Annotated in this window: 15 protein-coding genes; 14 read left to right on the top strand and 1 reads right to left on the bottom strand. The window is 73.2% G+C overall.

Features of this window, described 5'->3' with window-relative positions; all coding sequences use genetic code 11:
• Window positions 1-4 precede the first annotated feature (4 nt).
• The 5 genes from Sdi02f_RS17025 (at window position 5) to Sdi02f_RS17005 (ending at window position 3,065) form a co-directional block, all read left to right on the top strand.
• Entirely contained in the window at window positions 5-976 is a 972-nt protein-coding gene (locus Sdi02f_RS17025) for a type II secretion system F family protein (protein WP_167458211.1), read from the top strand.
• Entirely contained in the window at window positions 973-1,770 is a 798-nt protein-coding gene (locus tag Sdi02f_RS17020) for a type II secretion system F family protein (protein ID WP_108933591.1), read from the top strand. The genes Sdi02f_RS17025 and Sdi02f_RS17020 overlap by 4 nt, the downstream gene beginning before the upstream one ends.
• Before the next feature lie 113 nt (window positions 1,771-1,883).
• The gene (locus tag Sdi02f_RS17015) at window positions 1,884-2,111 is read left to right on the top strand and encodes a DUF4244 domain-containing protein (protein ID WP_030404221.1); all 228 of its coding nucleotides are present in this window, start codon (window positions 1,884-1,886) and stop codon (window positions 2,109-2,111) included.
• 199 nt (window positions 2,112-2,310) lie between these two features.
• Window positions 2,311-2,655 (top strand): TadE family type IV pilus minor pilin, encoded by a 345-nt coding sequence (locus Sdi02f_RS17010; protein ID WP_108933760.1) that lies wholly within the window; start codon window positions 2,311-2,313, stop codon window positions 2,653-2,655.
• 41 nt (window positions 2,656-2,696) lie between these two features.
• Window positions 2,697-3,065, top strand: coding sequence for an Rv3654c family TadE-like protein (locus tag Sdi02f_RS17005; RefSeq protein WP_037798497.1), 369 nt, complete (start codon window positions 2,697-2,699; stop codon window positions 3,063-3,065).
• Here Sdi02f_RS17005 and Sdi02f_RS17000 read toward each other — a convergent pair.
• A complete protein-coding gene (locus Sdi02f_RS17000; RefSeq protein ID WP_037798451.1) occupies window positions 3,028-5,484 on the bottom strand; it encodes a DEAD/DEAH box helicase in 2,457 nt (818 codons plus the stop codon). The genes Sdi02f_RS17005 and Sdi02f_RS17000 overlap by 38 nt on opposite strands.
• Before the next feature lie 82 nt (window positions 5,485-5,566).
• On the opposite strand from Sdi02f_RS17000, the gene bldG reads away from it, so the two are divergent.
• The 9 genes from bldG (at window position 5,567) to Sdi02f_RS16955 (ending at window position 19,959) form a co-directional block, all read left to right on the top strand.
• Complete coding sequence (bldG, locus tag Sdi02f_RS16995) at window positions 5,567-5,908, top strand: anti-sigma factor antagonist BldG (RefSeq protein ID WP_003975386.1); 342 nt, start codon at window positions 5,567-5,569, stop codon at window positions 5,906-5,908.
• Window positions 5,909-6,016: 108 nt separating this feature from the next.
• Window positions 6,017-6,448 (top strand): ATP-binding protein, encoded by a 432-nt coding sequence (locus Sdi02f_RS16990; protein WP_030404217.1) that lies wholly within the window; start codon window positions 6,017-6,019, stop codon window positions 6,446-6,448.
• A 311-nt stretch (window positions 6,449-6,759) separates the two neighbouring features.
• Entirely contained in the window at window positions 6,760-9,180 is a 2,421-nt protein-coding gene (locus Sdi02f_RS16985; protein WP_031184670.1) for a sodium-translocating pyrophosphatase, read from the top strand.
• A 224-nt stretch (window positions 9,181-9,404) separates the two neighbouring features.
• A complete protein-coding gene (locus tag Sdi02f_RS16980) occupies window positions 9,405-9,995 on the top strand; it encodes a nucleoside/nucleotide kinase family protein (RefSeq protein ID WP_030404215.1) in 591 nt (196 codons plus the stop codon).
• Window positions 9,996-10,056: 61 nt separating this feature from the next.
• Window positions 10,057-11,574 carry a DUF7059 domain-containing protein gene (locus tag Sdi02f_RS16975; RefSeq protein WP_108933590.1) on the top strand — a complete coding sequence of 506 codons (1,518 nt, stop codon included), beginning with the start codon at window positions 10,057-10,059 and terminating at the stop codon, window positions 11,572-11,574.
• Between the two features lie 241 nt (window positions 11,575-11,815).
• On the top strand, window positions 11,816-12,013 hold the full coding sequence (locus tag Sdi02f_RS16970) for a hypothetical protein (protein WP_030404213.1): 198 nt from the start codon (window positions 11,816-11,818) through the stop codon (window positions 12,011-12,013).
• A gap of 267 nt (window positions 12,014-12,280) precedes the next feature.
• Window positions 12,281-15,139: a type I DNA topoisomerase gene (gene topA, locus Sdi02f_RS16965; protein ID WP_031085642.1), complete on the top strand. Its 2,859-nt coding sequence runs from the start codon at window positions 12,281-12,283 to the stop codon at window positions 15,137-15,139.
• A 146-nt stretch (window positions 15,140-15,285) separates the two neighbouring features.
• Window positions 15,286-18,609, top strand: coding sequence for a dTMP kinase (gene tmk, locus Sdi02f_RS16960; RefSeq protein ID WP_108933589.1), 3,324 nt, complete (start codon window positions 15,286-15,288; stop codon window positions 18,607-18,609).
• A gap of 144 nt (window positions 18,610-18,753) precedes the next feature.
• Window positions 18,754-19,959, top strand: coding sequence for a DNA polymerase III subunit delta' (locus Sdi02f_RS16955; RefSeq protein WP_108933588.1), 1,206 nt, complete (start codon window positions 18,754-18,756; stop codon window positions 19,957-19,959).
• Window positions 19,960-20,071: the final 112 nt, after the last annotated feature.

Genomic DNA, 20,071 nt, shown 5'->3' with positions numbered 1-20,071 from the left:
GGACATGACGGGGACGGGCGGGGTGTCGACGGGTGTGGCACTGGTGTGCCTGGGAGCGGCCGCGTGGCTGGCCGGCGGGTGGCACTCCGGGGTACGGCGGGCGCGGCTGGTGCTCGCCGAGGGCCGGGCCGGTCGGGTGGCCGGGGCCGGCGGGGCCGGCGAGATCGGTGGGGCCGGCGGGGCCGGCGAGATCGGTGGGGCCGGCGGGGCGCGCGGTACGGGGCCGCCGTCCCCGGCGCGGCGGGTGACCGACGGGGTGCGGCGCGTCCGTGGTCGGCTGCGGCCCGAGTGGGCCTCCCTGGCCGCCGGGCTGGTGCTGGCGCTCCTGGGTGACTCGGTACTGCCGGTCGTCGCTGGAGCGGCCGGAGTACCGGTGCTGCGGCGGGTACGTCTGGCCGGCCGGGCACGGCGGGCCCGGGAACGCCGACAGGACGCGGTGATCGCGCTGTGCGGGACGCTCGCCGGGGAGGTGCGGTCGGGGCGGCAGCCGGGCGAGGCGCTGCTGTACGCGGTGCGCGATCCCACGGTGCACGGCTCCGGCGGGCTCGGTGACGCGCAGGCGGCGGTGCTGGCGGCGGCGCGGTTCGGAGGGGACGTCCCCGGGGCGCTCGCGGCGGCTGCCGGGCAGCCCGGTGCCGAAGGGCTGCGAGGTCTGGCGGCCTGCTGGCGGGTCGCGGTCGACCAGGGCGCGGGGCTCGCCGCCGGCCTCGACCGGCTGGAGGGCGCGCTGCGCGCCGAGCGGGACCAGCGCAGCGACCTGCGGGCCCAGCTGGCGGGCGCGCGGGCCACGGCCGTGATGCTCGCCGGTCTCCCGGTCCTCGGCCTGCTGCTCGGTGTGGCCCTCGGGTCCGACCCCTTGGGCGTGCTGCTGCACACCGGAGCCGGACTGGGCTGCCTGCTGGCCGGCGGGGTGCTGGAGGGCCTGGGCGTCTGGTGGGTGACGCGGATCGTGCGCGGAGCGGAGGCGGCGTCGTGACCGGCGACCTTGTCCACAGGCTGGGGTCGGTGGTGGGGGCGGCGCTGGCCGTCGGCTGGCTGACGCGGGGCCTCGCAGCCGCGCGACGGGAGCGGGCGCTGCGCAGACGGGCCACGGGCCTGTTGGCACCCGAACCGGTTCGTCGGGCCCCTAGGCACACCCAGGTGCTGAGCACCGTCCGCCCGTGGTTGCCCCTGGTCGGCACGGTGGGCGCGGGCTGGGTCCTGATCGGTGGTGTGACCGGGGTTCTGGTGGGAGGGGTGGGCGCCGGAGCACTGTGGCGTTGGAGCGCCCGCGGCTCGGCCGCCGCAGCGTCGGCGGAGGAGTCCGTCGCCGCGGCCGCCTCCCGCCAACTGCCCTTGGCGGCGGACCTGCTGGCGGCCTGCATCGCGGCGGGCGCCGGACCGGTCACGGCCGCACGGGCGGTCGGCGAGGCCCTGGGCGGTCCGGTCGGAGCCGCGCTGGGACGCGGTGCCGCGGAGGTGCGTCTGGGCGGTGAGCCGGACGGCGCCTGGCGAGGGCTGGCCGCCGTCCCGGGGGCGTCGCCCCTCGCGCGGTTGCTGGAGCGGGCCGAGGTGTCCGGTCTGCCCGCGGCGGCCCCGGTCGCGCGGCTGGCCGCCCAGGCCCGCGCCGACTGGGCCCGCGCCACGACGGCTCGGGCCCGTCGAGCGGCCGTCATGGTGACCGCGCCGGTGGGGCTCTGTTTTCTTCCGGCGTTCATCGCGGTGGGCGTGCTGCCGGTGGTCATCGGGCTGGCGGGAGGGGTGCTGGGACATGAGGGAGGCGGTGGCTGACGGATCGGGACGTACCGGCGGCGGAGCCGGCAGACGGACGTCCGGCGCAACCGCGCCGGACGAGCAAGTGAGCGGAAGAAACGACGGAAGAAACGAGCCTCACGGGGGTTGCGATGTATCAGGTGGTACGGGCACGGCTGTGTGCCCTGGTGTGCGGGACGGTAACGGCGTTCGGGCGGCGGGCCGCGCGACGGGACGCGGGCATGGTCACGTCCGAGTACGCGATGGGGATCGTCGCGGCGGTGGCCTTCGCCGTGGTCCTCTACAAGGTCGTGACGAGCGGCGCGGTCAGCGCGGAGCTCCAGGGCATCGTGAAGCGGGCACTCGATGCGCGGATGTGAGAGGGCGACGAGGACGGAGGCGCGGGTGCGGGACACCCGCGGACGGAGCCGGTGCGGCGCACCGCAGGGCGAAACCGACGGCGACGCGTGCGGCGAACGGCGCAGCAGGCCGCACGGCAGGTCGGACAGCGGGACGGACAGCAGGTCGGACAGCGAGGCGGACGACGGGAAGTCGGGCAGCGGCCCGGACGGTGGCTTCGTGACGGCGGAGACGGCCGTGGTGCTCCCGGTGCTGGTGGTCTTCGCGATGGCGCTCGTGTGGGGCCTGCTCGTGGTGGCCGCTCAGATCCAGTGCGTGGACGCGGCCCGAACGGGTGCCCGCGCGGCGGCCCGGCAGGACCCGGCCGACGCGGTCATGGAAGTCGCCCGCGAGGCGGCACCCCGTGGGGCCCGGGTCACGGTCAGCCGGGAGGCGGGACTGGTCCGTGTGGTCGTGGTGGCCGCCCCACCGGTGCTGCACGGCTTGCCCTTCGAGGTACGGGAGGAGGCCGTGGCTTCGACGGAGCAGACGGCGGGGACGGCACCGCCGGAGGCGCGGTCGTGAGGCGCGACGCAGTGAGGCGCGACGCAGTGAGGCGCGACGCCGTGAGGACCGCGCCCGACCGGGGTTCGGCGACCGTGTGGAGCGTTGCCGCCATCGCCGTTCTGTGTCTGGTGTTCGGCGTCGTCCTCGCACTGGGGCAGGCCGTCGTGGCCCGGCATCGTGCGGCCGGTGGTGCCGACCTGGCGGCGCTCGCGGCGGCGGACCACTGGGCCGAGGGCGGCACGGCGGCGTGCGACAGGGCGGACCGGGTCGCGCGGGCCCAAGGGACGCGGCTGGTGCGGTGCGCGCTCACCGGGCAGGTCTCGGACGTGACGGCGGCGTCGGGCAGGGGGCCGTTCACGGCGGAGATCCGGGCCAGGGCGGGCCCGGCCGCTACTCCGCCTCCGCCGCCCCCCGGAGCAGCACCGTGAGGAGCCGTACCGCTCCCCGTTTGTGCAGTGGGTCGTTGCCGTTGCCGCACTTGGGGGACTGGATGCAGGACGGGCAGCCGGCGTCGCACTCGCAGGAGGCGATGGCCTCCCGCGTGGCCGTCAGCCAGTCGCGGGCCGTGTGGAAGGCGCGCTCGGCGAACCCCGCGCCGCCGGGGTGGCCGTCGTACACGAAGACCGTGGGCAGCAGGGTGTCCGGGTGCAGCGGGACCGACACGCCGCCGATGTCCCAGCGGTCGCAGGTCGCGAACAGGGGCAGCATGCCGATCGAGGCGTGTTCGGCGGCGTGCAGGGCCCCGCCGAGGATCTCCGGGTTGATCCGGGCCGCGTCCAGTTGGTCCTCGGTGACCGTCCACCACACCGCGCGCGTGCGCAGCGTCCGGGGAGGCAGGTCGAGCTTGGTCTCGCCCAGGACCTCGCCGGTGATCAGGCGGCGGCGCAGGAAGGAGACCACTTGGTTGGTGACCTCGACGGAGCCGTAGCACAGGCGTCCCTCGCCCCAGGGGACCTCGACGTCGGTCTCCAGGACCGAGATCGCCGTCGTGTCCCGGGCCACCGTCGAGTACGCGGGCGTGGCCTGCTCGACCAGCGCGACGCCGTCCTCCAGGTCCAGGGAGCGCACGAGGTAGGTGCGCCCCTGGTGGAGGTGGACGGCGCCCTCGTGGACGGTCGTGTGGGCGGCACCGGCGTCCACCGTGCCCAGCAGCCGCCCCGTACCGGCCTCGACGACCTGGACCGGGCGTCCGCCCTCGCCGCGGATGTCCGTGAGGTCGGCGGCCCGCTCACGGCGCGTCCAGTGCCAGGCCCGGGTCCGCCGGCGCAGCAGCTTCGCGGCCTCGAGCTGGGGCAGCAGCTCCTCGCAGGCGGGGCCGAAGAGCTTCAGGTCCTCCTCGGTCAGCGGCAGTTCGGCCGCCGCCGCGCACAGGTGGGGGGCGAGGACGTACGGGTTGTCGGGGTCGAGGACCGTGGACTCCACCGGCTGGTCGAACAGCGCCTCCGGATGGTGGACGAGGAAGGTGTCCAGCGGGTCGTCACGGGCGACCAGTACGGCCAGCGCGCCCTGCCCGGACCGGCCCGCCCGGCCCGCCTGCTGCCACAGCGAGGCCCGCGTGCCCGGGTACCCGGCGATCACCACGGCGTCCAGGCCGGAGATGTCGAGCCCGAGTTCCAGGGCATTAGTCGCGGCGAGGCCGAGGAGGTCTCCGGAGTGCAGGGCGCGTTCCAGGGCGCGGCGCTCCTCGGGGAGGTAGCCGCCGCGGTACGCCGCGACACGCCGGACCAGCGAGCGGTCGACCTCGGCCAGGCGTTCCTGGGCGATCACCGAGATCAGTTCCGCGCCGCGCCGGGAGCGTACGAAGGTGATCGAACGCATGCCCTGCACGGTGAGGTCGGTGAGCAGGTCGGCGGCCTCGGCGGTGGCCGTGCGGCGGACCGGTGCGCCCTTCTCGCCCTCCAGCTCGGTCAGCGGCGGCTCCCACAGGGCGAACACCAGTTCCCCGCGCGGTGACGCGTCGTCGGCGACCTCGACCACCGGCAGTCCGGTGAGCCGGCGGGCCGCCACCGAGGGCTCGGCGGCGGTGGCGGAGGCGAGCAGGAACACGGGCGACGCGCCGTAGCGGGCACAGAGTCTGCGCAGTCTGCGCAGGACCTGGGCGACGTGGGAGCCGAAGACGCCGCGGTAGGTGTGGCACTCGTCGATGACGACGTATTTCAGCGCCTTCAGGAAGGAGGACCAGCGGGGGTGGGAGGGCAGGATGCCGCGGTGCAGCATGTCCGGGTTGGTCAGGACGTACGTGCCGTACTGCCGGATCCACTCGCGTTCCTCGAACGGCGTGTCGCCGTCGTAGACCGCCGTTCGGACGGATGTGCCCAGGGGTTGTGAAAGTTCCTTCACGGACCGGCACTGGTCGGCCGCCAGCGCCTTGGTGGGGGCCAGGTAGAGGGCGGTGGCGCCACGGCCGTTCGGGGCCTCGGAGCCGTCCACGAGGGCCGACAGGACGGGCACCAGATAGGCCAGGGACTTGCCGGACGCGGTGCCCGTGGCGACGACCACCGAATCGCCGTCGAGGGCGTGCTCGGCCACGCGTGCCTGGTGGGCCCAGGGGTGTTCGATGCCCGCGGTCCGCACCGCGGCGAGGACCTCCGGACGAATCCGGTCCGGCCAGACGGCATGACGGCCCGCACGCGGGGGCAGGTGCTCCGTATGAGTGATGCGCGCAGCCCGGCTCGGTCCCGAGGCGAGCCGGTCCAGGAGCATGCCCGGTTCCGGCCGGGAGCCGGGCTCCGCCGGGGATCGATCGGGTCGGTGATTCTTGGCCATCGGCACCGAGTCTGTCACTGGCGTGACGGACAATGGGACCAAGGCGTCGTGCACGCCTGCCGGTAAGTGATTGAATGCCATCGCGGCTGGCGAACCGTCCTGGGGGCTTCAAGCCGAGGTGTCCCGAGGGACGACCGCTCGATAGCAAGGTGCTGGAGGATCCGTGGACCTGTCCCTGTCGACCCGTACCGTCGGCGATCGTACGGTCGTCGAGGTCGGTGGCGAAATTGACGTATACACCGCGCCCAAGCTGCGTGAGCAGTTGGTCGAGCTCGTGAACGACGGGAGTTTCCATCTCGTCGTCGACATGGAGGGCGTGGACTTCCTCGACTCCACAGGGCTCGGCGTGCTGGTCGGTGGACTGAAGCGAGTGCGTGCCCATGAGGGCTCGCTGCGGCTGGTCTGCAACCAGGAGCGCATTCTCAAGATCTTCCGTATCACCGGCCTCACCAAGGTGTTCCCCATTCACACCTCGGTCGAGGAAGCGGTGGCGGCCACCGACTGACGACCGGTTCCGGGTCCCTGGGGCCCGGGACGGCAAGAAGAACGAGGGGGGCCCGGGCTGTCGGCGGCCCGGACCCTCGAAAGCACGCCCGTAGTCCGAGGGGGATGCATGGCCACCGTCGAACTCCGCTTCAGCGCGCTGCCCGAGCACGTCCGCACCGCCCGTCTGGTGGCGGCCGCGGTGGCGCGCAGGGCCGGAGTGGACGAGGCCGTCCTCGACGAGGTCAGGCTCGCCGTCGGCGAGGCCTGCACCCGGGCTGTGGGCCTGCATCAGCACGTCGGCATCACGGCGCCGGTCAAGGTGTCGCTGATCGAGGAGGAGAAGCAGTTCTCCATCGAGGTCGGCGACGAGGCGCCGCACGCGGTCCCCGGGGTCAAGGCCTCGGGGGACGCCGCCGACGGGCTGGAGGCCGAGGAGGACGAGATGGGCCTCGCGGTCATCAGCGGACTCGTCGACGACGTGGAGGTCTCGGCGGGCGAGGACGGCGGGCTGATCCGCATGACCTGGCCCACCGCGCCGGCGGTGCTGCCGCCGATCTGACCGCCCGCGTCGTCACCGTGTCACCCGGAGGGCCCCACTTGGTGGGGCCCTTCGCCATGCGCGGACATAGATTGGTGCCGTGCGGGTGTCAAGAGAATGCATTCACGATCAATCACGCGGCCCACGCGTGGGGAATTGATCAGACAAACGGGGAGCGACATTAATGCCGGAGGGGCATTACTACGTCCAGTACTTCCGGCTCCCTTGTGGTTGACAGGCCAATTCCTTTTGTCGTGCACTGTTTTGATCGGGTTCCGGTCCCTACAATCCCGTCCACATCTTGAGCTCAGCCCAAGCGTCAAGGAGGACGAATGGCGGAGCTTTTCACCTCTCAGCAGTTGGGCCCCCACGAGGTGGGCGATCCCTCCCCTCTGGCGGCCGCCGTGCTGACCGACGGGAACCGCGTCCTGGTCGCCGTCATCGCGGTGGTCGCGCTGGCCGCGCTGGTGCTCGCGGGTGTCCTGGTGCGCCAGGTGCTCGCGGCGGGCGAGGGAACCGATGGCATGAAGAAGATCGCGGCGGCCGTCCAGGAAGGCGCGAAGGCATACCTGGCCCGGCAGTTGCGCACACTCGGCGTATTCGCCGTCGTCGTGTTCTTCCTGCTCATGCTGCTGCCCGCGGACGACTGGAATCAACGGGCCGGACGTTCGATCTTCTTCCTGATCGGCGCTGCATTCTCGGCGGCCACCGGCTATATCGGCATGTGGCTCGCCGTGCGCAGCAATGTGCGCGTCGCCGCTGCGGCGCGGGAAGCGACACCGGCGCCCGGTGAACCGGAAAAGGACCTCACTCTCGTCTCGCACAAGGCGACGAAGATCGCGTTTCGCACGGGCGGCGTCGTCGGCATGTTCACGGTGGGGCTCGGCCTGCTGGGCGCCTGCTGTGTGGTGCTGGTCTACGCGGCCGACGCGCCGAAGGTCCTGGAGGGCTTCGGCCTCGGTGCCGCGCTGATCGCGATGTTCATGAGGGTCGGCGGCGGCATCTTCACCAAGGCCGCCGACGTCGGCGCCGACCTGGTCGGCAAGGTCGAGCAGGGCATCCCGGAGGACGATCCGCGCAATGCCGCGACCATCGCCGACAACGTGGGCGACAACGTCGGAGACTGCGCGGGCATGGCCGCCGACCTCTTCGAGTCGTACGCCGTCACCCTCGTGGCGGCACTGATCCTCGGCAAAGTGGCCTTCGGCGACTCCGGGCTGGCGTTCCCGCTGCTGGTTCCGGCGATCGGTGTGCTCACGGCGATGATCGGCATCTTCGCGGTGGCACCCCGGCGCTCCGACCGCAGCGGCATGAGCGCGATCAACCGGGGCTTCTTCGTCTCCGCGGTGATCTCGCTGGTGCTGGTGGCCGTCGCCGTCTTCGTCTACCTCCCCGGCAGCTACGCCGACCTGGACGGCGTCACCGACGCGGCGATCGCCGGCAAGAGCGGCGACCCGCGGATCCTCGCGCTGGTCGCGGTGGCGATCGGCATCGTGCTCGCCGCCCTGATCCAGCAGCTCACCGGCTACTTCACCGAGACCACGCGGCGCCCGGTCAAGGACATCGGCAAGACCTCGCTCACCGGTCCCGCCACCGTCGTCCTCGCCGGAATCTCCCTCGGCCTCGAATCGGCCGTCTACACCGCGCTGCTGATCGGCCTCGGCGTCTACGGGGCCTTCCTGCTCGGCGGCACGTCGATCATGCTGGCGCTGTTCGCGGTGGCGCTGGCCGGCACCGGTCTGCTCACCACGGTCGGCGTCATCGTCGCCATGGACACCTTCGGGCCGGTCTCCGACAACGCGCAGGGCATCGCCGAGATGTCCGGCGACGTGGAGGGCGCCGGAGCCCAGGTGCTCACCGACCTCGACGCCGTGGGCAACACCACCAAGGCCATCACCAAGGGCATCGCCATCGCCACCGCCGTCCTCGCGGCGGCGGCCCTCTTCGGGTCGTACCGCGACGCCATCACCACCGGCGCGGCGGACGTCGGCGAGAAACTCAGCGGTGCGGGCGCGCCGATGAACCTGATGATGGACATCTCCCAGCCCAACAACCTCGTCGGGCTCATCGCGGGCGCGGCGGTCGTCTTCCTCTTCTCGGGGCTGGCGATCAACGCGGTGTCCCGGTCGGCGGGCGCCGTGGTCTTCGAGGTACGGCGGCAGTTCCGCGAACGGCCCGGGATCATGGACCACACCGAGAAGCCCGAGTACGGCAAGGTCGTCGACATCTGCACCAGGGACGCCCTGCGGGAACTCGCCACGCCCGGCCTGCTCGCCGTGATGGCGCCCATCTTCATCGGGTTCACCCTCGGGGTGGGCGCGCTCGGCGCGTTCCTGGCGGGCGCGATCGGCGCGGGCACGCTGATGGCGGTTTTCCTCGCCAACTCCGGCGGTTCCTGGGACAACGCCAAGAAACTCGTCGAGGACGGCCACCACGGCGGCAAGGGCAGCGAGGCGCACGCCGCGACCGTCATCGGCGACACGGTCGGCGACCCCTTCAAGGACACCGCCGGGCCGGCCATCAACCCGCTGCTGAAGGTCATGAACCTGGTGGCGCTGCTCATCGCTCCCGCGGTCATCAAGTTCTCCTACGGCGCCGACAAGAGCATCGGCGTACGGGTGCTGATCGCGGTCGTCGCGTTCGTCGTCATCGCGGTGGCGGTCTACGTGTCCAAGCGGCGCGGAATCGCCATGGGCGGCGAGGACGACACCGGCGCGCGGCCCAAGCCGGCGGATCCGGCGGCGGTTTCGTAGGCGACCGCCGCGGGGCCGTCGTAGGGCCCGGCCGCAGGCTGGGGCAAAGGGCGGGCGGAAGGCGCGTGTTGGCGTGCCGTCCGCCCGTTTCGCGTGCGTGCGCCCTGCATGCGTGAGCCTTCTCTCCCTTTCTGTCATGGTGCAAATGGCTTCAACCCCGTCATAACGGATGTTCGTCCGGTGGATGTCCCCCATCCGGCGTGTATGTTCCGGGGCCGAGAGCCATGGAAGGGACCAATCCGGTGAACAAGAAGCTCGCGGTCGCACTGTCCGGCGGTGCGGTACTGGTACTGGCGCTGACGGGATGCGGCGGCAGCGACGACAACGAGAAGCTGGACTCCTGGGCCAAGGAGGTCTGCGAGGGCGTGCAGCCGCAGGCCAAGAAGATCGAGGCGGCCAACGCGGCGATCCAGAAGGAGACCTCGGACAGCAGCACGCCGGCCGAGGTCCAGAAGACCGACGCGAAGGCGTTCCAGGACATGTCCGACGCCTACAAGGCGATGGGCGCCACCGTCCAGAAGGCCGGTCCCCCGGACGTCGAGGACGGCGAGAAGAAGCAGAAGGACGCGGTCACCGAGCTGAACGGCCTCTCCTCCTCGTACGCCTCCCTGCGCAAGCAGGTGGAGGAGCTCAACACCAAGGACCAGGCCAAGTTCGCCGACGGCCTCAAGGACATCGCCACCGAACTGAACAAGCTCAGCAAGAGCGGCAGCGACGCGCTCAGGACCCTGGAGGAGGGCGACGTGGGCAAGGCGATGGCCAAGCAGCCGAGCTGCAAGTCGGCCTCGGCGACGCCGTCCGCCGCCAAGGGCTGACCGGGACGGCGTCCGCGCGGGGCACGGGGCGGGGCAGGGGCCCCCGGGCCACAATGGGGGTGTGAGTAACGCCAGCCTGTCCCCCCTGCCCTCCGCCGACCGCCCCGACGTCACCGCCCGGCTGCGGGACGCCCTGCTCGGGGCGTCCTTCACCGCCGACGGACTGCTGGAGCTGCTCGGCGCCCCCGCCTACGCGGCGTTGTCCCGCAGCGAGACCGTGCCCGCGCTCCGGGCCACCCGCGGCGACACGCCGCTCGAACTGCTCGTCCGGCTGTTCCTGCTGCAGCAACCCGTCCCCCGCGCGCGCGTGGCGGACGTGCTGCCCGTCGAGGTCTGCCTGGAGAGCGGATGGCTCGAGCGCGCGGGCGACGACGAGGTGGCGGCCACCGTGGACGTACGGCCCTACGGCGGCCCCGGCGGCGAGGACTGGTTCATCGTCTCCGACCTGGGCTGCGCGGTTGGCGGCGCCGGCGGCATCGGCAACCACGCCGAGGGCGTCGTCCTCGGCGTCGGCGGGGCCTCCACCACCCTGGCGGGCCTCACCGTCCGCACGCCCGTCTCCGCCGCCCTCGACCTCGGCACCGGCTCCGGCATCCAGGCCCTGCACGCCGCCGCGCACGCCACGCGCGTGACCGCCACCGACGTCAACCCGCGCGCGCTGCACATCACCGCGCTCACCCTCGCCCTGTCCGGGGCCCCGGCCGCCGACCTGCGCGAGGGCTCCCTGTACGAGCCGGTCGCCGACGACGAGACGTACGACCTCATCGTCTCCAACCCGCCGTTCGTGATCTCACCGGGCGCCCGGCTCACCTACCGCGACGGCGGCATGGGCGGGGACGATCTGTGCCGCTCGCTCGTTCAGCAGACGGGGGAGCGCCTGAACGAGGGCGGATTCGCGCACTTCCTCGCCAACTGGCAGCACGTGGAGGGGGAGGAGTGGACGGACCGGCTGCGCTCCTGGGTGCCGCGCGGCTGCGACGCCTGGATCGTGCAGCGCGAGGTGCAGGACGTCACCCAGTACGCCGAGCTGTGGCTGCGGGACGCGGGCGACCACCGAGGTGACCCGGCCGACTACCAGGCGCGGTACGACGCGTGGCTGGACGAGTTCGAGGCCCGCAAGGTCAAGGCCGTCGGCTTCGGCTGGATCACGCTGCGCCGGACCGGGGCCGCCGAGCCCTCGGTCGTCGCCGAGGAGTGGCCGCACCCGGTCGAGCAGCCGCTCGGCGAGACCGTGCGCGCCCACTTCGACCGCGTCGACTACCTGCGCGCCCACGACGACGCGGCCCTCCTGGAGGCCCGTTTCACGCTGGCCGGCGAGGTCGTCCAGGAGCAGGTCGGGCTGCCCGGCGCCGAGGACCCGGAGCACGTCGTCCTGCGCCAGAACCGCGGCATGCGCCGGGCCACCCGGGTCGACACGGTCGGCGCCGGATTCGCGGGCGTCTGCGACGGCACCATGAGCGCCGGCCGCATCCTGGACGCCATCGCCCAGCTGGTCGGCGAGGACCCGGTGGCCCTGCGCGACCGCACGCCCGCGCAGATCCGCCTCCTGGTGGAGCAGGGCTTCCTCGAACCGGCGTAGCGGGGCCCGGCCCCCGGGCGTGGGTGCGAGCCCCCATTTCCGTGCCGGCGGCCTTCTGTCCCCAGGCCGTCCGACGCGCCCGGCCCACCGGCGTACGGGAGAAGCGGTCATGGCCGCCGCCCCCCGGGGCCGCCGCCTTGTCGGCTCCCCGTTCACCTCGGGTTCGCCTGCCCGCCGTCCGTGCGTGACAGCCTCCCGGAGGCTGGACACGCGCGGGCTGGAGAAAAGGGGAACGGGGACCATGGAGAGCGGGCCGGCGATCTTCGCGGGATTGGTGTTCGCCCTGTTCGGGGCCGGTCTGCTGGTGTGGACCACGGCACGGGTGCGGCACGGCCGGCCCGTCGCGCTCGATGTGAGCCCCGTCGCATCGGCGACGGTCGCGGGCGTCGCCGCGGTGATCGCGCTGAGCCTCGGGGCATGGTTCCTGACGCGGGCGTGACACGCCGGTCGCCGGTCCCGGCCGGAACACCACCCGGTAACCGGGGGATCGCGCTCCGGATACCCGGGTCGGGGCAGGTGAGCACTCCGGGCGGCAGGAACAGGGTTCGTCGGGTTACCGTTCGAGTGGCCGTTGCGGGCTTTTCCCGTTTGACACGGGGGCGGGAGGTACCGTCACACTCCGCAGCGTCACGATCGAAACACAGAACGACCCGACCCGGGACCACGCCCTGGGGAGGCCCAGCGTCGACCGGAGAGAAGAGCGAAGTTGTCCCCGACCAGCGAGACCGCGAAGGGCGGCCGCCGACTCGTCATCGTCGAGTCGCCTGCCAAGGCGAAGACGATCAAGGGCTATCTCGGCCCTGGCTACGTCGTCGAGGCGAGCGTCGGGCACATTCGCGACCTTCCCAGCGGCGCGGCGGAGGTGCCGGAGAAGTACACCGGCGAGGTCCGCCGCCTCGGTGTGGACGTCGAACACGACTTCCAGCCCATCTACGTGGTCAACGCGGACAAGAAGTCCCAGGTCAAGAAGCTCAAGGACCTGCTGAAGGAGTCCGACGAGCTCTTCCTCGCCACCGATGAGGACCGCGAGGGCGAGGCCATCGCCTGGCACCTCCAGGAAGTCCTCAAGCCGAAGATCCCGGTCAAGCGCATGGTGTTCCACGAGATCACCAAGGACGCGATCCGCGCCGCCGTCGCCAACCCGCGCGAGCTCAACCAGAAGCTCGTCGACGCCCAGGAGACCCGTCGCATCCTCGACCGCCTCTACGGCTACGAGGTCTCGCCGGTCCTGTGGAAGAAGGTCATGCCGCGCCTGTCGGCCGGCCGCGTCCAGTCCGTCGCCACCCGGCTCGTCGTCGAGCGGGAACGCGAGCGCATGGCGTTCCGCTCCGCCGAGTACTGGGACCTCACCGGCACCTTCGCGACCGGCCGCGCGGGAGACGCCTCCGACCCGTCGTCGCTGGTCGCGCGCCTTCAGACCGTCGACGGACGACGTGTCGCACAGGGCCGCGACTTCGACTCCCTGGGACAGCTCAAGAGCGCGAACACCCTCCACCTCGACGAGGCGAACGCCCGCGCGCTCGCCGCCGCGCTGGAGAACACCCGCTTCGCCGTCCGCTCCGTCGAGTCCAAGCCGTACCGCCGCTCGCCGTACGCCCCGTTCCGTACGACGACGCTGCAGCAGGAGGCCAGCCGCAAGCTCGGCTTCGGCGCCAAGGCGACGATGCAGATCGCCCAGAAGCTGTACGAGAACGGCTACATCACCTACATGCGTACGGACTCCACGACCCTGAGCGACACGGCGGTCTCCGCCGCCCGCGCCCAGGTGACGCAGTTGTACGGCGCCGACTACCTGCCGCCCCAGCCGCGCACGTACGCCGGCAAGGTCAAGAACGCGCAGGAGGCGCACGAGGCGATCCGCCCCTCCGGCGACCGCTTCCGCACGCCCGCCGAGACCGGCCTGACAGGCGACCAGTTCAAGCTGTACGAGCTGATCTGGAAGCGGACCGTCGCCTCCCAGATGAAGGACGCGACCGGCAACAGCGTCACCGTGAAGATCGGCGGCGCCGCCTCCGACGGCCGGGACGTCGAGTTCAGCGCCTCCGGCAAGACCATCACCTTCCACGGCTTCCTCAAGGCCTACGTCGAGGGCGCCGACGACCCCAACGCCGAGCTGGACGACCGGGAGCGCCGTCTGCCGCAGGTCGCCGAGGGCGACGCGCTGACGGCCCAGGAGATCACGGTCGACGGCCACGCCACCAAGCCCCCGGCCCGCTACACCGAGGCGTCGCTGGTCAAGGAGCTGGAAGAGCGCGAGATCGGCCGCCCGTCGACGTACGCGTCGATCATCGGCACCATCCTGGACCGCGGCTACGTCTTCAAGAAGGGCACGGCACTCGTCCCGTCCTTCCTCTCCTTCGCCGTGGTCAACCTCCTGGAGAAGCACTTCGGGCGGCTCGTCGACTACGACTTCACCGCCAAGATGGAGGACGACCTCGACGCCATCGCCCGCGGCGAGGCCCAGTCGGTGCCGTGGCTGCGCCGCTTCTACTTCGGCGAGGGCGACGGCACGGGAGGCGGCGGCGCGGCCGACGCGGGCAACGGCGACGGCGACCACCTCGGCGGTCTCAAGGAACTCGTGACCGACCTCGGCGCGATCGACGCCCGCGAGGTCTCCTCCTTCCCCGTCGGCAACGACATCAAGCTGCGCGTCGGCCGCTACGGCCCCTACGTCGAGCGCGGCGAGAAGGACTCCGAGAACCACCAGCGCGCCGACGTCCCCGAGGACCTGGCCCCGGACGAGCTGTCCGTGGAGCTGGCCGAGGAACTGCTCGCCAAGCCGAGCGGCGACTTCGAACTGGGCACGGACCCGGCCACCGGCCACGCCATCGTCGCCAAGGACGGCCGCTACGGCCCGTACGTCACCGAGGTGCTCCCCGAGGGCACCCCGAAGACCGGCAAGAACGCCGTGAAGCCGCGCACCGCCTCGCTCTTCAAGTCGATGTCCCTGGACACGGTGACCCTCGACGACGCCCTCAGGCTCATGTCGCTGCCGCGCGTCGTCGGCACCGACGCGGAGGGCGTCGAGATCACCGCGCAGAACGGCCGCTACGGCCCGTACCTGAAGAAGGGCACCGACTCGCGGTCCCTCCAGACCGAGGAGCAGCTCTTCGACATCACGCTGGAGGAGGCGCTGGCGATCTACGCCCAGCCCAAGCAGCGTGGCCGGGCCGCGGCCAAGCCGCCGCTGAAGGAGCTGGGCACCGACCCGGTCAGCGAGAAGCCGGTCGTGGTCAAGGACGGCCGTTTCGGCCCGTACGTCACCGACGGCGAGACCAACGCGACCCTGCGCTCCGGCGACAGCGTCGAGGAGATCACGCCCGAGCGGGGCTACGAGCTGCTGGCCGAGAAGCGCGCCAAGGGGCCCGCCAAGAAGACGGCGAAGAAGGCCACCAAGAAGACGGCCGCGAAGAAGGCCCCGGCCAAGAAGGCGGCGACGGCCAAGAAGACGGCCGCCGCGAAGACCACGGCGGCCAAGAAGACCGCCGCCAAGAGCACGGCGAAGAAGACGACCGCCAAGACGGCTGCCAAGAAGGCGACCGCGTCGAAGACGACGGAGGACTGAGCCCGGCTCAGAAGGCGCGGGTCCTCCCGCTCTCTTCGTCACAGGCTCTTCGCAAAACGAACGCCCTGGCATCAATTCGGTGTCGGGGCGGACGTACGTGCGGCCGGGCACGCCGGACTGTCGGCGGCGACCGATAGGCTGAACGCATGACGCGAGCCGAGCAGCCAACGGCCTCTCACCCCGCCCCGGACGACGCCCTGGTCGCGGACTCCCGCGAGCGCGCCGTCCGCGCCCTGCTGCGCCGTCCGCAGTTGAGGCGGTTGTGGAGCGCACAGCTCGTGGGGGGTGTCGGCGACATCCTCGCCCTCCTGGTGCTGGTCCTCCTCGTCGTGCAGGCCGCGATCGGCGCGGGCTCCTTCGGCGGGGGCTACCGGGGCGTGGCGTTCGCAGTGGCGACGGTTTTCGGCGTCCGCATCCTGGCGACGCTGCTCTTCGGCGCCGTCCTGCTCGGGCCCCTCACATCACTCACCTCGCAGGACGGCCCGCTCGACCGGCGCTGGACCCTGGTCGGCGCCGACGGGCTGCGGGCCGCGCTGCTGATCGTCGCGCCGCTGTGGATCGACTGGACCCCGGACAACGCGCTCGCCGTCCTCCTGGTGACCGTCTTCCTCACGGGCGTCGCCGAGCGCTTCTGGACGGTGTGCCGGGAGAGCGCGGCCCCCGCGCTGCTGCCCGCCCCGCCCCTGGAGGGCGCGACGGTACGGCCGCTGCCGGACCACATGGACGCGCTGCGCCGCCTGTCGCTGCGCACGAGCTTCGTCGCCATCCCGCTCGCGGCGGTCGTCCTGGTCGTCGCGGGGCTCCTGAACAACCTGCTGGGGGCGGGGGTCGACTGGTTCGCCGAGCACCAGGCGGCGCTCGGCTCGTACGTGGCGGCCGGACTGTTCGCCGCCTCCCTGTCCGTCGTGACCTTCCTGGAGTTGCCCGCGGTGCGCACCCCGCGCGCGCGGTCGCCGCTGGAGGGCATGCGCCGCCCGAAGAACGGCGCCGGCGTCGACAAGGGCCGTACCGGCGTGCTCCCGCTGCTGGTCGTCGCCTGTGCCGCGGTCGCCGCGGTGGTGGCCGCCGCGGTCGCCGTGGCGGTGCTGCACGCCAAGGACCTGGGCGGCGGCCCGGTGCTGTACGGCCTGATGGTGGGCGCGCTGACCGGCGGTGTCGTCGTCGGCATCCGTACCGCCCCCGCCCTGCTGCCCTCCCTGTCCCGACGGCGGCTGCTCGCCCTGGCGATCGCCTTCGCCGGGGTCGCCCTGCTGGCCGCCGGCCTCGTCCCGGACGACACCACCGTGCTGCTGCTCCTCGCGCTGGCCGGGGTCGGCGCGGGCGTGACCGCGAACACCGGGCACGCGCTGCTCGACCAGGAGACCGAGGACCACCGCCGGGGCCGGACCACCGAGCACCTGCACGCGGTCGTCCGGGTCTGCGTCGCGCTGGGCGCGGTCGTCGGGCCCGTGCTGGCCGCGGCGGTCGGACCGCACCGGCTGGAGAACGGCAAGTTCGTCTTCGCCCACGGCGGCGCCGCGTTCGTCCTGATGCTGCTCGGCGCCCTGCTGCTGCCGCTGGCCGCGCTGGTGCTGGCCAAGGTCGACGACCGCTCGGGCGTGCCGCTGCGGCACGACCTGCGGGACGCGCTGCTCGGCGGCGACGACCCGGTGCCCGCGCCCGCGACGAACGGTTTCTTCATCGCCTTGGAGGGTGGTGACGGCGCCGGCAAGTCCACCCAGGCCGAGGCGCTCGCCGAGTGGATCCGCGGCAAGGGCCACGAGGTCGTGCTCACCCGCGAGCCCGGAGCCACCCCGGTCGGCAAGCGGCTGCGCTCCATCCTGCTGGACGTCTCCAGCGCCGGACTGTCGCACCGCGCGGAGGCACTGCTGTACGCCGCCGACCGCGCGGAGCACGTCGACACCGTGGTCCGGCCCGCCCTGGAGCGCGGCGCCGTGGTCATCTCCGACCGCTACATCGACTCCTCGGTCGCCTACCAGGGCGCCGGCCGCGACCTGTCGCCGACCGAGATCGCCCGCATCAACCGCTGGGCCACCAACGGGCTCGTCCCGCACCTGACCGTCCTGCTGGACGTCTCTCCGGAGACCGCGCGCGAGCGGTTCACCGAGGCGCCGGACCGGCTCGAGTCGGAGCCCGCCGAGTTCCACGCGCGCGTGCGCTCCGGTTTCCTCACCCTGGCCGCCGCCGACCCCGGGCGCTACCTGGTGGTGGACGCCGGCCAGGAGCCCGAGGCCGTCACCACCGTCGTACGCCACCGGCTCGACCAGGTGCTGCCGCTGTCCGAGGCCGAGATCAAGGCCCAGGAGGAGGCGCGCCGCAAGGCCGAGGAGGAGGCGCGGCGCAAGGCCGAGGAAGAGGCCGCGCGCAGGGCCGAGGAGGAGCGCCTGGAGCGCGAGCGCCTCGAGGAGGAGGCGCGGGTGCGCGCCGAGGAGGAGGAGCGCAAGCGCCGCGAGCTGGAGGAGGCGCAGCGGCGCGAGGCGGAGCGGCAGGCCGAGGAGGCCAGGCAGCGGGCCGAGGAGGCCCGTCGCAAGGCCGAGGAGGAGCGGGCCCGGCTCCTGGCGGAGGAGAAGGCGCGCGCCGAGGAGGAGGCGCGGCTGCGGGCCGAGGAGGAACGGCGCCGCAAGCAGGCCGAGGAGGAGGAGCGGCTGCGCGCCGAGGCCGAGGCCCGGCGCCTGGAGAAGCAGCGCAAGGCCGAGGAGGCCCTGCTGCGGGCCGAGGCGGCACGCCGGGCGGCGGAGGAGGCGGCGGCAGCGGCCGCGGCCGGTCCGAAGCCGGCGGCCCCCGCCGCGGCGGACGCGCCCCGCCCGAGGCCGGCGGCCTCGTCGCCCTCCGACGCGGTGACCGTGCCGACCCCGGTCGTGACTCCCGCCGACGCCTCGGGCGGTCCGGTGGAGGACACGGCGGTACTGCGGCCGGTGCGGGACACGCCGGACCGGGACCGGGCGGACGAGGCCGGGGACGGCGCCCGGCGCGGGCGCGGCGACGACGGCAGGACGTCCGGCGGGTCCGCCGAGTCCGAGTCCGAGGTGACGACCGAGCTGCCCAAGCCGTCGTTCCCGTCCGGTGCGGCCGACGAGACGGCGGTGCTGCCCGCGGTGGAGCCGCGCGAGGCGGACGAGACGGCGGTCCTGCCGCCCGTGCCGCCGCCGGGGGCCGCCGACGAGACGGCCGTACTGCCGCCCGTGCGCGGCGACGACCCCGCCGACCGGGTGCCGCCGGGCTACTTCCGCGAGGAGGAGCCTGCCGGGGAGGCCCAGGACCGCACGCGCGAGCTGCCCCAGGTCGACCCCGACCAGGCACCTCCCCGCAGGCGCCGCTCCGACTGGGCCGAGGAGACCCCGCTGGACGACCTGCCGACGCTGGCGGACGAACTCCTCGGGCCGCACGACGAGCACGAGGGCGGCCCCGACGACGACGGCCGCGGCGGCCAGGACGGCCGCGGGGGCGGCAGGGGCCGGGGACGGCGCTGACCAGCTGAGGACCGGGACGCCCGGGGCCCCGTGCCCCGGGCGTCCCGCCGTGTTGTCAGTGCCGCCCCGCACAATGGAGGGCGTGCCGCGGATCAGCGCGGCGGTCCAGAAGGCGACCGGTGTGACGGAAGGACGGCGTGACCCATGACCGTGTGGGACGACCTCGTCGGGCAGGAGAAGGTGTGCGAGCCGCTCGCCGCCGCTGCCCGGGACGCCGACGCCTTCGTCACCGCCGCCGCGGCCGACGGCCCGCTCCCGCAGTCGACGAGCATGACGCACGCCTGGCTGTTCACGGGGCCGCCCGGCTCCGGCGTGGCCCAGACGGCGCGGGCCTTCGCCGCCGCCCTGCAGTGCGTCAGCCCCGACCGCGCCCTCGGCGGCGTCCCCGGCTGCGGCTTCTGCGACGGATGCCACACGGCGTTGGTCGGCACCCACGCGGACGTCAGCACTGTGGTGGCCATGGGCGCCGAGATCCGCGCCAGGGACATGCGGGACACCGTCCGCAAGTCGTTCACCTCACCGGCGAACGGCCGCTGGCAGATCATCCTCGTCGAGGAGGCCGAGCGGCTGAACGAGAAGTCGGCCAACGCCGTCCTGAAAGCCGTGGAGGAACCGGCCCCGCGCACGGTCTGGCTGCTGTGCGCCCCCTCCGTCGAGGACGTCCTGCCCACGATCCGCTCCCGCTGCCGCCACCTGAACCTGCGCACCCCGTCGGTCCAGGCCGTCGCCGACATGCTCGTACGGCGCGAGGGCGTCGAGCCCGACGTCGCCGCCGCGGCGGCCCGCGCCACCCAGGGTCACATCGACCGCGCCCGCCGCCTGGCCACGGACCCGTCGGCGCGGGCCCGCAGGCAGGCCGTGCTGAAGCTGCCGCTGCGGGTCGAGGACGTCGGCGGGGCACTCAGGGCGGCCCAGGAGCTGGTCGACGCGGCCGCGGAGGACGCCAAGCAGCTCGCCGAGGAGATGGACACCAAGGAGACCGAGGAGCTGAAGGCGGCGCTGGGCGCGGCCCAGGGCGGCCGGCTCCCCCGGGGCACGGCAGGCGTGATCAAGGAGCTGGAGGCCGACCAGAAGCGCCGCAAGGCACGCACCCAGCGCAACAGCCTCGACCTCGCCCTGAGTGAGCTCACCGGCTTCTACCGCGACGTCCTCGCGCTCCAGCTCGGCTCCCGCGTGGCGATCGCCAACGCCGACGCGGAGGACGCCCTGGAGCGGCTCGCCCGCGGCAGCACCCCCGAGTCCACGCTGCGCCGCATCGAGGCCGTCGCGGCCTGCGGCGAGGCCCTCGACAGCAATGTGCCGCCGCTGCTGGCGGTGGAGGCGATGACGATGGCCCTCAGAGCGGGCTGAGCCCTGCCCGTCCCGACGGGTTCCCGACCGGTTTCCGACCGGTGGGCACCCGGCGGTTGACAGTGACCGTTGACACGGGTGTTGACGCCGTCCCCCGTACGAGGCACGCGGA

Origin of the sequence: Streptomyces ardesiacus, assembly GCF_003112575.1 — a bacterium.
Taxonomy (GTDB): domain Bacteria; phylum Actinomycetota; class Actinomycetes; order Streptomycetales; family Streptomycetaceae; genus Streptomyces; species Streptomyces ardesiacus.
The sequence above is the reverse complement of the archived record's forward strand: the minus strand, read 5'-3'. Positions and strand labels throughout refer to the sequence as shown.

Bases quoted from the DNA above. Each gene is read 5' to 3' on its own strand.
- Sdi02f_RS17015 (WP_030404221.1), top strand. From the start codon at position 1,884: ATGTATCAGGTGGTACGGGCACGGCTGTGTGCCCTGGTGTGCGGGACG.
- Sdi02f_RS16980 (WP_030404215.1), top strand. From the start codon at position 9,405: ATGGAAGGGACCAATCCGGTGAACAAGAAGCTCGCGGTCGCACTGTCC.
- Sdi02f_RS17025 (WP_167458211.1), top strand. From the start codon at position 5: ATGACGGGGACGGGCGGGGTGTCGACGGGTGTGGCACTGGTGTGCCTG.
- Sdi02f_RS17000 (WP_037798451.1), bottom strand. From the start codon at position 5,484: ATGGCATTCAATCACTTACCGGCAGGCGTGCACGACGCCTTGGTCCCA.
- Sdi02f_RS16955 (WP_108933588.1), top strand. From the start codon at position 18,754: ATGACCGTGTGGGACGACCTCGTCGGGCAGGAGAAGGTGTGCGAGCCG.
- Sdi02f_RS16970 (WP_030404213.1), top strand. From the start codon at position 11,816: ATGGAGAGCGGGCCGGCGATCTTCGCGGGATTGGTGTTCGCCCTGTTC.
- tmk (WP_108933589.1), top strand. From the start codon at position 15,286: ATGACGCGAGCCGAGCAGCCAACGGCCTCTCACCCCGCCCCGGACGAC.
- Sdi02f_RS16990 (WP_030404217.1), top strand. From the start codon at position 6,017: ATGGCCACCGTCGAACTCCGCTTCAGCGCGCTGCCCGAGCACGTCCGC.
- Sdi02f_RS16985 (WP_031184670.1), top strand. From the start codon at position 6,760: ATGGCGGAGCTTTTCACCTCTCAGCAGTTGGGCCCCCACGAGGTGGGC.